General features: G+C 73.4%; 10 protein-coding genes. 7 read left to right on the top strand and 3 right to left on the bottom strand.

Annotated features, from left to right (window positions below):
• Positions 1 to 15 precede the first annotated feature (15 nt).
• Genes EV188_RS25895 through EV188_RS25880 form a run of 4 tightly spaced genes read left to right on the top strand, consistent with a single transcriptional unit; the run spans position 16 to position 3,861 of the window.
• Positions 16 to 1,002 (top strand): branched-chain amino acid ABC transporter permease, encoded by a 987-nt coding sequence (locus EV188_RS25895; protein WP_243742016.1) that lies wholly within the window; start codon positions 16 to 18, stop codon positions 1,000 to 1,002.
• A gap of 44 nt (positions 1,003 to 1,046) precedes the next feature.
• Positions 1,047 to 2,204 (top strand): branched-chain amino acid ABC transporter permease, encoded by a 1,158-nt coding sequence (locus tag EV188_RS25890; RefSeq protein WP_243742003.1) that lies wholly within the window; start codon positions 1,047 to 1,049, stop codon positions 2,202 to 2,204.
• On the top strand, positions 2,201 to 3,145 hold the full coding sequence (locus EV188_RS25885; RefSeq protein WP_133829208.1) for an ABC transporter ATP-binding protein: 945 nt from the start codon (positions 2,201 to 2,203) through the stop codon (positions 3,143 to 3,145). Before EV188_RS25890 ends, EV188_RS25885 begins: the two co-directional genes overlap by 4 nt.
• Positions 3,142 to 3,861, top strand: a complete 720-nt coding sequence (locus EV188_RS25880) for an ABC transporter ATP-binding protein (RefSeq protein WP_133829207.1) — start codon at positions 3,142 to 3,144, stop codon at positions 3,859 to 3,861. Before EV188_RS25885 ends, EV188_RS25880 begins: the two co-directional genes overlap by 4 nt.
• On the opposite strand, the gene EV188_RS25875 is transcribed toward EV188_RS25880, so the two are convergent.
• Positions 3,858 to 4,313, bottom strand: coding sequence for a PaaI family thioesterase (locus EV188_RS25875; RefSeq protein ID WP_133829206.1), 456 nt, complete (start codon positions 4,311 to 4,313; stop codon positions 3,858 to 3,860). The genes EV188_RS25880 and EV188_RS25875 overlap by 4 nt on opposite strands.
• An 81-nt stretch (positions 4,314 to 4,394) precedes the next feature.
• On the opposite strand from EV188_RS25875, the gene polA reads away from it, so the two are divergent.
• Positions 4,395 to 7,151 (top strand): DNA polymerase I, encoded by a 2,757-nt coding sequence (gene polA / locus EV188_RS25870; protein WP_208114377.1) that lies wholly within the window; start codon positions 4,395 to 4,397, stop codon positions 7,149 to 7,151.
• A gap of 4 nt (positions 7,152 to 7,155) precedes the next feature.
• Here the strand turns inward: polA and EV188_RS25865 are convergent, their stop codons facing one another.
• Together EV188_RS25865 and EV188_RS25860 are read right to left on the bottom strand one after the other, a co-directional pair.
• Complete coding sequence (locus EV188_RS25865; RefSeq protein ID WP_133829205.1) at positions 7,156 to 7,824, bottom strand: hypothetical protein; 669 nt, start codon at positions 7,822 to 7,824, stop codon at positions 7,156 to 7,158.
• A gap of 1 nt (position 7,825) precedes the next feature.
• Positions 7,826 to 8,236 carry an ester cyclase gene (locus EV188_RS25860; protein WP_133829204.1) on the bottom strand — a complete coding sequence of 137 codons (411 nt, stop codon included), beginning with the start codon at positions 8,234 to 8,236 and terminating at the stop codon, positions 7,826 to 7,828.
• 143 nt (positions 8,237 to 8,379) lie between these two features.
• Between EV188_RS25860 and EV188_RS25855 the strand changes: the two genes are divergently transcribed.
• Both EV188_RS25855 and EV188_RS25850 read left to right on the top strand, forming a co-directional pair.
• A complete protein-coding gene (locus tag EV188_RS25855) occupies positions 8,380 to 11,034 on the top strand; it encodes a LuxR C-terminal-related transcriptional regulator (protein ID WP_133829203.1) in 2,655 nt (884 codons plus the stop codon).
• Positions 11,035 to 11,081: 47 nt separating this feature from the next.
• Positions 11,082 to 12,569, top strand: coding sequence for a flavin-containing monooxygenase (locus tag EV188_RS25850; protein WP_133829202.1), 1,488 nt, complete (start codon positions 11,082 to 11,084; stop codon positions 12,567 to 12,569).

Genomic DNA, 12,569 nt, shown 5'->3' with positions numbered 1-12,569 from the left:
GCCGTCCTCACGCCGCTGGTCGTCCACGCCCAGCCCTGGATCAACTTCGACGTCGGTCTGCTCGTCGACCGGTTCTGGGCGAACACGATCAACGGGCTCGCGTACGGCAGCGTCTACGCGCTGATCGCGCTGGGCTACACGCTCGTCTACGGCGTGCTCCAGCTGATCAACTTCGCGCACTCCGAGATCTTCGTCATCGGGGTGTTCGCGACCTACCTGACCTTCCTCGGGCTGGGCTTCCAGCCGGGTGCGCTGCCCAACCTGCCGATCGCGGCGATCATCCTGGACCTGATCCTCGCCGGGGTCGTGGCGATGGTGGTCGCGGGGCTCGCCGCCGTCGGCCTGGAACGGGTGGCCTACCGACCGCTGCGACGACGCAACGCGCCCCGCCTCGCGTTCCTGATCACGGCGATCGGCGCCTCGTTCGCGATCCAGCAGGTCATCCGCATCTGGCGGGGCTCGAACCCCGAGGGCACGATCCGCCTGCTGCCGCCCTCGCCGGTGTTCACGATCTTCGGCGCGCCGATCACGAACCTGCAGATCATCATCATCCTGGCGTCGCTCGCGATGTTCGTGGTCGCCGACCAGTTCGTGAACCGCAGCCGGCTCGGCCGCGGCATCCGGGCGGTCGCGCAGGACCCGGCGACGGCGACGCTCATGGGCGTCAACCGCGAGCGGGTCATCATGATCACCTTCGCGGTCGGCGGCATCCTCGCCGGCGCGGCCGCGCTGTTCTACCTGATGACGATCCCCCAGGGCGCGGTCTACAACGGCGGCTTCCTCCTCGGCATCAAGGCGTTCACCGCCGCGGTGCTCGGCGGCATCGGCAACCTGCGGGGCGCCCTGCTCGGCGGGCTGATCCTCGGGGTCGCCGAGAACTACGGGCAGAGCCTCTTCGGCGGCGACTGGCGCGACGTCGTCGCGTTCGTGCTGCTGGTCCTCGTGCTGATGTTCCGGCCGACCGGAATCCTCGGCGAGTCGTTGGCGAGGTCGCGGGCATGACGGACACGAAGCCTGTCGGAGCTGGACCATCGATGCGGGAGCGCATGCACACGGTCTCGCACTGGTGGAACGCGCAGAGCCGTCCCGTGCAGTGGGCCTACATGGTCCCGGTCGTGATCTTCATCCTGGCCCTGCCGGTGATCAATCCGCCGATCATCACGACCGAGCCGTACACCGACTTCCCGATCTCGCTGTTCAACGCGGCGGTCTTCGCGCTCATCGCGATCGGGCTCAACGTCGTCATCGGCCAGGCGGGCCTGCTCGACCTCGGCTACGTCGGGTTCTTCGCGATCGGCGCCTACACCGCGGCGCTGCTCTCCAGCCCCGACTCCGAGCTCGGCGTGCGGTACCCGTGGCTGGTCATCGTCCCGATCGCCATGCTGGTGACGATGCTCTCCGGGGTCATCCTCGGGACGCCGACGCTGCGGCTGCGCGGCGACTACCTGGCGATCGTCACGCTGGGGTTCGGCGAGATCGTGCGGCTGCTCGCCGACAACGTCGACCCGCTGCGCGGCAACCGGGGCTTCCAGAACATCGCGCGCCCCGGCGGCGACTTCCCCGACGGCACGCCGATCTTCAGCCAGACCGACGCCCTCGGGTTCTACTGGCTCGCGGTGATCATCATCGTGATCGTCCTGCTGTTCATGGGGAACCTCGAGCGCTCGCGGGTCGGGCGCGCGTGGATCGCCGTGCGCGAGGACGAGGACGCCGCCGAGCTCTCCGGCGTCCCGACCTACCGGTTCAAGATCTGGGCGTTCGCGATCGGCGCGGCGGTCGGCGGCCTGTCCGGGACGCTGTTCGCGGCCCAGGTCGGCTACGTCAACAACCAGCGCTTCGACATCACGACCTCGACGCTCTACCTCGCCGCGGTGGTCCTCGGCGGGCAGGGCAACAAGGTCGGCGTCATCGTCGGCGCGTTCCTCGTGTCCTACATCCCGGACCGCTTCCAGTTCGAGCCGACCTACCGCTTCCTGATCTTCGGCGTCGCGCTCATCATCCTGATGATCTTCCGACCGCAGGGTCTGCTCGGGATGCGCCAGCACCTGCTCGCGTACGGAAGACAGGCGTACCAGAAGCTGTTCGGGGCGGGCGCCGCCGTGGCGCCCAGCGGGCTCTCGGCGTCGTCGAAGGCCCGCGGGGACCTCGCGGAGACCACGCCCGACGACCACGCGGGGACCTCCCCGCGCGGAGGTGGGGAATGACCGACCCGACCCGACTCGACGGCGACCCGGGGGAGGGCATCCTCTCCTCGCTCGAGCACATGGACGCCGGCGAGCGCGCCGAGCACGACGCCGCGGTGGCGTCGTCGGTCGCCCCGACGCGCGTGTCGACGGTGGCCCAGGGCGAGACCCTGCTCGCGGTCGACGGCCTGACCGTGCGCTTCGGCGGCCTGACGGCGCTCGACGACGTCAGCTTCGACGTCAAGCGCGGCGAGATCCTCGGTCTGATCGGCCCGAACGGCGCCGGCAAGACCACCTGCTTCAACATCATGACCGGGGTCTACCGGCCGACCTCGGGCGACATCCTGCTCGAGGGCCGGTCGCTGTCGCGGATGAAGCGCTACCGGATCATCCAGGAGGGCGTGGCGCGGACCTTCCAGAACATCCGGCTCTTCGGCGCCATGACCGCGCTGGAGAACGTCGTGGTCGGCACCGACGCGCGGCACCGGACGTCGGTCCCGGGGGCGCTGCTGCGCCTGCCCCGGCACCATCGCGAGGAGAAGGAGGGCGTCGAGAAGGCGATGGCGCTCCTCGAGTTCGTGGGCATCGCCGACCGGGCCGCCGACAAGGCCACCGCCCTGCCCTACGGCTACCAGCGCCGCCTGGAGATCGCCCGCGCGCTCGCCACGGAGCCCAAGCTGCTCTGCCTCGACGAGCCCGCGGCCGGCTTCTCGGCCACCGAGAAGGACGCGCTCTCCGAGCTCATCCTCAAGATCCGCGACGACGGGTACACGGTCGTCATCGTCGAGCACGACATGCGCGTGGTGCTCGGCGTCACCGACCGCCTCGTCGTGCTGGACTTCGGCCGCAAGATCGCCGACGGGCACCCCGACGAGGTCCGCCGCGACCCCGCGGTGATCTCGGCCTACCTCGGCGGAGCGATCGACGAGGCCACGCCCGCCGTGGCGGAGGGGGACGCGTGAGCCTGCTCGAGCTGGACGACGTGCACGTCGCCTACGGGCGCATCCAGGCCCTGCGCGGGGTGTCCCTGCGCGTCGAGCAGGGGCAGATCGTCGCGCTGATCGGCGCCAACGGCGCCGGCAAGACCACGACGATGAAGGCGATCTCGGGGATCCTGGGCCTGCAGTCGGGGTCGATGCGCTTCGACGGGGAGGACCTGGCGCCCATCCGGGCGGACCTCCGCGTCGGCAAGGGCATCAGCCAGGTCCCCGAGGGCCGCGGGATCTTCCCGGGCATGACGGTGGCCGAGAACATCGACATGGGCGCCTACCTGCGCAACGACCGGCGCACCCCGGAGTTCGCGGCCGACCTGGAGCGGGTCTACGAGATCTTCCCGCGCCTCGCCGAACGCCGCTCCCAGGCCGGCGGCACGCTCTCGGGCGGCGAGCAGCAGATGCTCGCGATGGGCCGCGCGCTCATGGCCCGCCCGCGCCTGCTGCTGCTCGACGAGCCGTCGATGGGCCTCGCACCGCAGTTCATCGCGCAGATCTTCCGCGTGATCACCGAGATCAACGCGGAGGGGACCACGGTGCTGCTCGTGGAGCAGAACGCGACCCAGGCGCTCGGCCTCGCGCACCAGGCCTACGTGCTCGAGACCGGCGAGGTCACCCGCTCCGGCACCGGCGCCGAGCTCCTCGCCGACCCGACGATCCAGGACGCGTACCTGGGCGTCAGCTAGCCCGTCGAGCCCGGGGGGCGGTCCCGGTACACGCAGGTGAGCTTGGCGGTGCAGACGCGGCGGTCCTCGTCGTCGGTGATCACGATCTCGAACGTGCCGATCGTGCGGCCCACCGACAGCGGGGTGCAGACGCCGGTGACCTTCCCGCCCAGCGCCGAGCGGTGGTGGGTGCAGTTGAGCTCGAGGCCGACCGGCAGGCGCTCGGGCCAGCCGTGCATCGCCGCGGCGGTCGAGCCGAGGGTCTCGGCGAGGACGCCGTTGGCCCCGCCGTGCAGCAGGCCGAAGGGCTGGCGGTTCCCGGCGACGGGCATGGTGCCGACCACGCGGTCCTTGGTCCACTCGGTGACCTCGATGCCCATCCGCGCGGCGAGCTGCTCGTCGGGGTACTGGACCTCGATCTCGGGGACCGCCACCGACTCGGGGGCGGACTCGGGGGCCGGGGAGCTGGTCATCCCCGCAGGGTAGGGCGGTCCCGGCGTCGGGGCCGCCCGGGCGCCCGGGGTGTGTCGGGGGTCGCGCCTAGACTCCTCGACGTGGCTCCGACCAGCACTGCAGAGCAGCCCTCCACCGTCCCGGACGCCCCGGCGGGGGGTCGAGGACGCCTCCTGCTCCTCGACGGGCACTCGCTGGCCTACCGCGCGTTCTTCGCGCTGCCCACCGAGAACTTCAGCACCACCACGGGGCAGACGACGAACGCCGTCTACGGCTTCACGTCGATGCTCATCAACCTGCTGCGCGACGAGGAGCCGACCCACCTCGCGGTGGCGTTCGACGTCTCGCGCCAGACGTTCCGGGCCGAGACGTACGCGGCCTACAAGGCCAACCGCACCACGACGCCCGACGAGTTCCGGGGCCAGATCGACCTCATCAAGGACATCCTCGCCGCGCTCGCCATCCCGGTGATGGCGGTCGAGGGCTACGAGGCCGACGACCTCATCGCCACGCTGACCACCCAGGCGGTGGCCCAGGGCATGACGGTGGCGATCTGTACGGGCGACCGCGACGCGTTCCAGCTGGTCTCCGACGACGTCACCGTGCTCTACCCGCGCAAGGGCGTGTCCGACCTCGTGCGCTACACGCCCGAGCAGGTCATGGAGCGCTACACGCTCACCCCCGCGCAGTACCCCGACTTCGCCGCCCTGCGCGGCGACCCCAGCGACAACCTGCCGAGCATCCCGGGCGTGGGGGAGAAGACGGCGCAGAAGTGGATCCGCGAGTTCGGGTCGCTCGACGCGCTGGTCGACCGGGTCGACGAGGTGCGGGGCAAGGCCGGCGACGCGCTGCGCGAGCACCTGTCGTCGGTCGTGCTCAACCGCCAGCTCACCGAGCTGGTCCGCGACGTCGACGGCATCGGCTACGGCCCCGAGGACCTCGTCGTCCGGCAGTGGGACCGCGACGCGGTGCACCAGCTGTTCGACCAGCTCGAGTTCCGGGTCCTGCGCGAGCGGCTGTTCTCCACGCTCACCGCCCCCGAGCCGGAGGCCGACGAGGGCTTCGAGGTCCGGGGCTCCGCGCTCGAGACGGGCGCGGTGGCCGACTGGCTCACCGACCACGCCCGCGACGGCAGCCGGGTCGGGCTCGCGTTCCGGGGGCAGTGGGCGCACGGCACGGGCGACCTCGAGGGCATCGCGCTCGCGGCCGCCGACGGCGAGTCGGCCTACCTCGACGTCCACGCGATGGACTCCGCCGACGAGAAGGCGCTGGCGGAGTGGCTCGCCGACGTCGCGGTCCCCAAGGCCGGCCACGAGATCAAGGGGCCGATCCACGCGGTCCGCGCGCGGGGCTGGACGCTCGACGGGATCACCAGCGACACCGCGCTCGCGGCCTACCTCGCCCGCCCCGGCGAGCGCAGCTTCGACCTCGCCGACCTCGCGCTGCGCTACCTGCGCCGCGAGCTGCGGGTGGAGGAGACCGGGGGCAGCGAGCAGCTCACCCTCGACGGCGGCGAGGAGGAGGCCGACACGGCGCTCGCGCAGGCCGAGATGCTGCGCGCCCGCGCGGTGATCGACCTCGCCGACAAGCTCGACGAGGACCTCGCCGAGCTCGGCGGCACGGCCCTGCTCACCGAGCTCGAGCTCCCGCTGCTCGCGGTGCTCGCCGACCTCGAGGCGGCCGGCGTCGCGGTCGACGTCAGCGCGCTGCACGACCTCGAGTCGCAGTTCGGCGCCCGCGTCCAGGCGGCGGCGCAGTCGGCGTACGACGTCATCGGCAAGGAGATCAACCTCGGGTCGCCGAAGCAGCTGCAGGTCGTGCTGTTCGACGAGCTGGAGATGCCGAAGACCAAGCGCACGAAGACCGGTTACACCACCGACGCCGACGCGCTGCAGACGCTCAACGAGTCGAACCCCCACCCCTTCCTCGAGCACCTGCTCGAGCACCGCGACGCGACGCGGCTGCGGGTCACGGTGAAGGGCCTGCTCGACGCGCTGTCCGACGACGGCCGCATCCACACCACGTTCAACCAGACGATCGCGCGCACCGGGCGGCTGAGCTCCACCGAGCCCAACCTGCAGAACATCCCGGTGCGCACCGCCGAGGGCCGGCGTATCCGCGACACGTTCGTCGTGGGCTCCGACTCCGCCGACGGCGCGTTCTCCGACCTCATGACCGTCGACTACTCGCAGATCGAGATGCGCATCATGGCGCACCTCTCCCGCGACGACGCGCTGATCGAGGCGTTCCAGTCGGGGTACGACTTCCACTCCGCGACGGCCGCGCGGGTGTTCGGGGTCGGCGAGGACGAGGTCTCCCCGGCGCAGCGCGCCAAGATCAAGGCGATGAACTACGGCCTGGCCTACGGGCTGTCCGCCTACGGGCTCTCCGCCCAGCTCCGGATCTCCACCGACGAGGCCAAGGAGCTGATGGAGGAGTACTTCGCGCGGTTCGGCGGCGTGCGCGACTACCTGCGCCAGGTCGTCGTCCAGGCCGGCAAGGACGGCTACACCAGCTCGATCCTCGGGCGGCGCCGCTACCTGCCCGACCTGGTGAGCGACAACCGCCAGCGCCGCGAGATGGCCGAGCGGATGGCGCTCAACGCCCCGATCCAGGGCAGCGCGGCCGACATCATCAAGGTCGCGATGCTCGGGGTGCACCAGGCGCTGCGCGACGAGGGCCTGCGCTCCCGGATCCTCCTGCAGGTGCACGACGAGCTCGTGCTGGAGGTCGCGGCCGAGGAGAAGGAGACGGTCACCGAGCTCGTCCGCCGCGAGATGGGGGCGGCGTTCGAGCTCGATGTCCCGCTCGAGGTGTCGGTCGGGTTCGGGCGGTCGTGGGACCAGGCGGCCCACTAGCCGGTCAGGCCACCGGCACCGCCGGCGTCGCCGCCGCCGCCCGGTCGCGCCGCGCCAGCACCACGCCGAAGCCGGTGAACCAGGCGAGGGTGAGCACCGCGCCGAGGTAGAGGTTCATCGGCCCGCCCGGCGCGGTGAAGCCCGTGCGGCCGAACACGGTGATCGTCTCGAGGGCCTGCTCGGCGAGCGCGACCACGCCGAGGACGGTCAGCCAGCGCGGCAGGACGAGCGCGCCGCGCATCCCGGCCACGACCACCGGGGCGAGCATCGTCACCGTCGACCCCGTCAGGACCGGCCCCCAGAACGACGCCACGTCCAGCAGCGCCCGGGCGACCCCCGGTGTCGCGGTGGCCTCGTGCGACGAGAGCGCGCCCCACAGCCAGCCCATGACCGCGGTCTCGGCGACGAAGGTGATGCCGCCGACGAGGAAGACGTCGCGGTACGGCGCGGGGAGCCTCTGGCGGATCAGGGCCACCGACGTGCCCGCCAGCGGCGCGAGCAGCGTCAGGCACCAGACGTAGATCCGGACCTCGGCGGTGTGGGCGGCGAACCAGCCGGCGACCTCGTCGCCGACGGCGGTCGCGTCGGGCGGGGTGCCCAGGGCCCCCGCGGCGGCGACGTACAGGACGGCGGAGGCGACGGTCGTGCCGAGCAGCACGGTGGAGGAGCGCATGTCAGTGCTCCAGGAGCCCGAGCTGGCCGAGCATGTCGTAGGTGTCCCAGTAGAAGTGGGAGCTCGTGATCCGTCCGTCGCGCACGACGTGGATCCCCGCGAACGGGATCGACACCGAGCGTCCCGTGGCCGGGATCGGCGAGCCGTCGGGGCCGGCGAGCGGTCCGGTGTTCGTGGCGTCGAGGCGCGACTCCTCGACGAGGACGTCGTCCCGGGCCACCGCCCGGTGGACCGTGATGTGGTTGTCCGGGAACGCCGCCATGTTCTCGTCCCAGAAGTCGAGCAGGACCTCGTGCCCCTTCCCTGCCAGCCCGGGCACCACCAGCTCGGCATCCTCGGCGTAGCAGTCGCGGTACCCCGTCCGGTCGCGGTCGTTCCACGTGCGCGTCGTCAGCTCGATCAGGTCGGTCATCACCGACACCCCCTCGGGTCCAGCGGGCCTCGTGCCCGGTATCGGTCACTCTGGGTGAGCCGAACGGGCGGAACATCTGCCGATCGGCAGACCCGGTGGCCAGGACGGGTGACCTCGAGGTCGCGGGCGATCACACTGCCGCCATGACCGAGGGGGACCGGTCGCTGCACGGGACGCGGGCGCCCGTCGCGACGGCACCGTTCGTCGGGCGCGACGGGGAGCTCGCGACGCTGCGGCGGCTGTGCGGCGCCGAGCGTCTGGTCACCGTCGTCGGCCCGGGCGGGAGCGGCAAGACGCGGCTGGCCACCGAGGCGCTGCCCGGCATCGGCCCGGAGGTCGTCGGGATCGTGGAGCTCGCGACCCGGGCACCCGGGGACGATCTCTGGTCGGTCGTCCTCGCCGCGTGCGACGTCCGCGACGACCCCGCGCTCGCCCCGGCCGACCGGCTCGCCCATCGCCTGGCCGACCGGGACACCCTGCTGCTGGTCGACAACTGCGAGCACGTCCGCGACGCGGTGGCCGACGTCGTCGTCACGCTCCTGGAGCGGGTGCCGCGGCTGCGCGTCCTGGCCACCAGCCGGCTCACGCTGGGCGTGGCGGGGGAGACGACGCTGCCGGTGGAGGGGTTGCCCGCCGAGGAGGCGGCGGCGCTGTTCCTGGACCGGGCCCGCCGGGTGCGCCCGGACCTGCCGGACACCGAGGACACGACGCGGCGCGCCCACCGGGTCGCGACCGCCCTGGAGGGACTGCCGCTGGCCCTCGAGCTCGCCGCGGCGCGCGCCCGCGGTCTGCCCCTGCGGGTCATCGAGGACGGGACGGCGCACCGGCTCGCGTTCCTCGCCGGCGGCACCCGGCGCGTACCCCGGCACCGCTCGCTGCAGGCGTGCCTGTCCTGGAGCACCGCCCTGCTCGACGAGCGGGCGCGCGCGGGTCTCGCCGCCCTCTCGGTGATCGACGGGCGCTGTTCGCTGGACGCGGCGACGGCCGCCGTCGGGGCACCCGGTGCGACCGCGGTCGTGGAGGAGCTCGTCGACCACTCCCTGGTCCGGTTCCTCCCCGACGGCGGCGGGTCGTACCTCGTGCTCGAGACCGTCCGCGAGCACGCCCGGGAGCTCGCCCCGGAGGAGCCCCGTCGCGCGCTGACGCGGTTGTCGCGCTGGGTCGGCGACCTCGCCGCCGCCGCGCGGCCGGCCCTCGAGCGCGCCGACGCGGGCGTCCTCGCGCGGCTCGACGCGGACGCCGCCGCGATCCGGGCGGTGCTGGCCCACGCGGCGGCGGGGGACGGGCCCCCGCCCGGTGCGGCCGCCGCCGTCGTCGCCGACCTCGCGTTCTGGTGGTCGCTGCGGGGCCGGTGCCGCGAGGGGCTGCACCGCGCCCGGCGTCTGGCCGCCGCGCTCGACGGGGCGGGCGAGCCGGTCCCGGACCGGTTGCGCTGGGCCCACGCGTTCCACGCGGTCTACGCGGGGGAGCTCGACGAGGGGCTCGGGCTCGCGGTGGCGATCGCCGAGGACGAGGCCGCCGGCGAGGAGGTCCGGGGCCGGGCGATGATCCTGCTGGGGATGGCGCAGGGCTTCGACGACCCCGCCGGCGCCGCTCCGGTGCTGACCGGGGCCACGGAGCTGTCCACCGCGGCCGCCGACCGGTGGGGCCGGGTCGAGGGGCTGCAGGTCCTCGCCTACACCCGGCTCTGGCTCGGCGACCACACCGCCGCGCTCGCCTGCGCCGACGCCGCCCTGCCCGCGCTCGACGAGCTCGGCCACCTCCAGTTGCGGGCCTGGGACGGGGCGATCCGTGCCGAGGTCGCGAGCCAGCGCGGCGAGCTCGGGGCGGCGCTCGAGCACGGCCGGGTCGCCCAGGCGCTCGCGACGGAGGTCGGCGAACCGGCGAGCGCCACCTGCGCGCTCCTGCCCGCGGTGCGCGCGCTCTGCCGCGGCGGGCGCGCGGGCGAGGCGGTCGCCCTGATCGAGGAGCACGCCGCGTTCCTCGACGAGCACCCGGGGTTCATCGCCCGGGAGGGGCTCGACGCCTGCCGGGCCCACGTCGCGCTGTGGTCCGACCCGCCCGGCCCGATCGACGAGCTCGCGACGTCCCTCGAGGTCTGGGCGGGGCAGGGGCTGACGCTCCTCGCCGCCGAGGTGGGCGGCGTGCTCGCGACGGCCGCCCTCGCCACCGGCGACCTCGCCCGCGCCCTGGACCTCGCCGGCAGCGCCCGGCGCCGCGCGCGGGAGCGGGGCGCCCGGGAGCTCGCCGTCGCCGCCGACCTGCCCCGTCTCGCCGCCCGCCGCGCCCGGGGCGACGACGTGACGGCCGAGGCGCACGACGCGCTCGCCGACGCGTCCGGGGCGGGGCTGACCGTCCAGGTGCTCGACGCGCTCGAGCTCGTGGCAGCGGTGGCGCGCGACGCCGGGCGCCACGAGGCCGCCGCGCGGCTGCGGGCCGCCGCCGACGCGGCCCGGCGGGCGCGGGGCCTGGTGGCGTCGCCGCTGGTCCGGGCAGTGCGCGATGCCGATGTCGACGACCTCGTCGACGGGACCCCGCTCGACCTCGACGCGGCCGTCGCCTACGCCCGGCGGTCCCGTGGCGCGCGGGGCCGTCCACGCAGCGGGTGGGAGAGCCTCACGCCCACCGAGCGCGACGTCGTGGCGCTCGCCGCCCGCGGGCTGCGCAACCAGGACATCGCCGACCAGCTGCTCATCGGCACCGGGACCGTCCGCACGCACCTGCGACGGATCTTCACGAAGCTCGACCTCGCGTCGCGGACCGAGCTGGCCGCCGCGGCCGTGCGCCGGGGGCTGTGACGTCCACCGGCTGGTACTCGCGCGTACCACGCGCTACGGTGGTACGCGTGAGTACCGAGCATCTCGACGTGGTCATCGTCGGCGCGGGCCTGTCCGGGGTCGGGACCGCGTGCCACCTCGAGCGCGACCTGCCGGGCACCCGCTACGCGGTGCTCGAGGCGCGGGAGGACCTCGGCGGCACGTGGAGCCTCTTCCGCTACCCGGGCATCCGCTCGGACTCCGACATGCACACCCTCGGCTACCGCTTCCGCCCGTGGAGCAGCGCGACGGCGCTCGCCGACGGCCCGTCGATCCTCGAGTACGTGCGCGACACCGCGCAGGAGTTCGGGGTCGACGAGAAGATCCGCTACGGCCACCGCCTCACCCGCGCGTCGTGGGACTCCGCCGCCCAGCGCTGGGCCCTCGAGATCCCCGGACAGCAGCCGCTGACCTGCTCGTTCCTGCTCATGTGCTCGGGCTACTACCGCTACGACCACGGCTACACGCCCGACCTGCCCGGCATCGAGGGCTTCGGCGGCACCGTGGTCCACCCGCAGCTCTGGGACCCCGAGCTCGACTACGCCGGAAAGCGGGTCGTGGTGATCGGCAGCGGGGCGACGGCGGTGACGCTCGTGCCCGCCATGCTGGAGGGGGACGGCGCGGCCGCCCACGTCACCCAGCTGCAGCGCTCGCCGAGCTACGTCCTCTCGATCGGGCGCGTCGACGCGGTCGCCGAGGCCCTCTCGCGCTGGCTGCCCAGGGCCGTCGCCGACCCGCTCACGCGCGCGAAGAACATCGCCCAGATCATCACGTTGTACCAGGTCAGCCAGCGCTTCCCGCGGTTCGTGCGCGGGCTCCTGCGCAAGGCCACCCAGGCGGCGCTGCCGGCGGGCTACGACGTCGACACCCACTTCAACCCGCGGTACGACCCGTGGGACCAGCGGATGTGCATGGTCCCCGACGGCGACCTGTTCCGGGCGATCCGCCGGGGGAACGCGGAGATCGTCACCGACACCATCGAGACGTTCACCGAGACCGGCATCCGCCTGTCCTCGGGCCGGGAGCTCGACGCGGACGTCGTCGTCACAGCCACGGGGCTGACGCTGCAGATGTTCGGCGGGGCCGAGCTCGTCGTCGACGGCGAGCCCGTGCACCTGCCCGACACCATGGCCTACAAGGGCATGATGCTCTCCGGCGTGCCGAACCTCGTCTACATGATCGGCTACACCAACGCCTCGTGGACGCTCAAGGTCGACCTCGTCGCCGAGTACGTGGTGCGGCTCCTGCGCCACCTGCGCGACCGCGGGCTCGGCGTCGCGGTGCCCGAGCGCGACCCGGACGTCGAGGAGGCGCCGTTCCTCGACTTCGGCGCGGGCTACGTCCAGCGCTCGATCGACGAGCTCCCGAAGCAGGGCACCCGCGCGCCGTGGCGCCTGGCGATGAACTACGCCGTCGACGCCGTGGCGCTGCGGCGCAGCCGGGTCGACGACGCGGCGATGCGCTTCGTGCCGGCGAGCGGGCGGCGGGAGAGCGCGCCCGAGCGAGCGGCCGGCTGA

The sequence above is a fragment of the Actinomycetospora succinea genome (genome assembly GCF_004363095.1).
Lineage (GTDB): Bacteria > Actinomycetota > Actinomycetes > Mycobacteriales > Pseudonocardiaceae > Actinomycetospora > Actinomycetospora succinea.
Note: the sequence above shows the minus strand (reverse complement) of the source record. Positions and strands in the feature narration are given on the sequence as shown.

Bases quoted from the DNA above. Each gene is read 5' to 3' on its own strand.
- EV188_RS25885 (WP_133829208.1), top strand. From the start codon at position 2,201: ATGACCGACCCGACCCGACTCGACGGCGACCCGGGGGAGGGCATCCTC.
- EV188_RS25865 (WP_133829205.1), bottom strand. From the start codon at position 7,824: ATGCGCTCCTCCACCGTGCTGCTCGGCACGACCGTCGCCTCCGCCGTC.
- EV188_RS25860 (WP_133829204.1), bottom strand. From the start codon at position 8,236: ATGACCGACCTGATCGAGCTGACGACGCGCACGTGGAACGACCGCGAC.
- EV188_RS25890 (WP_243742003.1), top strand. From the start codon at position 1,047: ATGCACACGGTCTCGCACTGGTGGAACGCGCAGAGCCGTCCCGTGCAG.
- EV188_RS25855 (WP_133829203.1), top strand. From the start codon at position 8,380: ATGACCGAGGGGGACCGGTCGCTGCACGGGACGCGGGCGCCCGTCGCG.
- EV188_RS25875 (WP_133829206.1), bottom strand. From the start codon at position 4,313: ATGACCAGCTCCCCGGCCCCCGAGTCCGCCCCCGAGTCGGTGGCGGTC.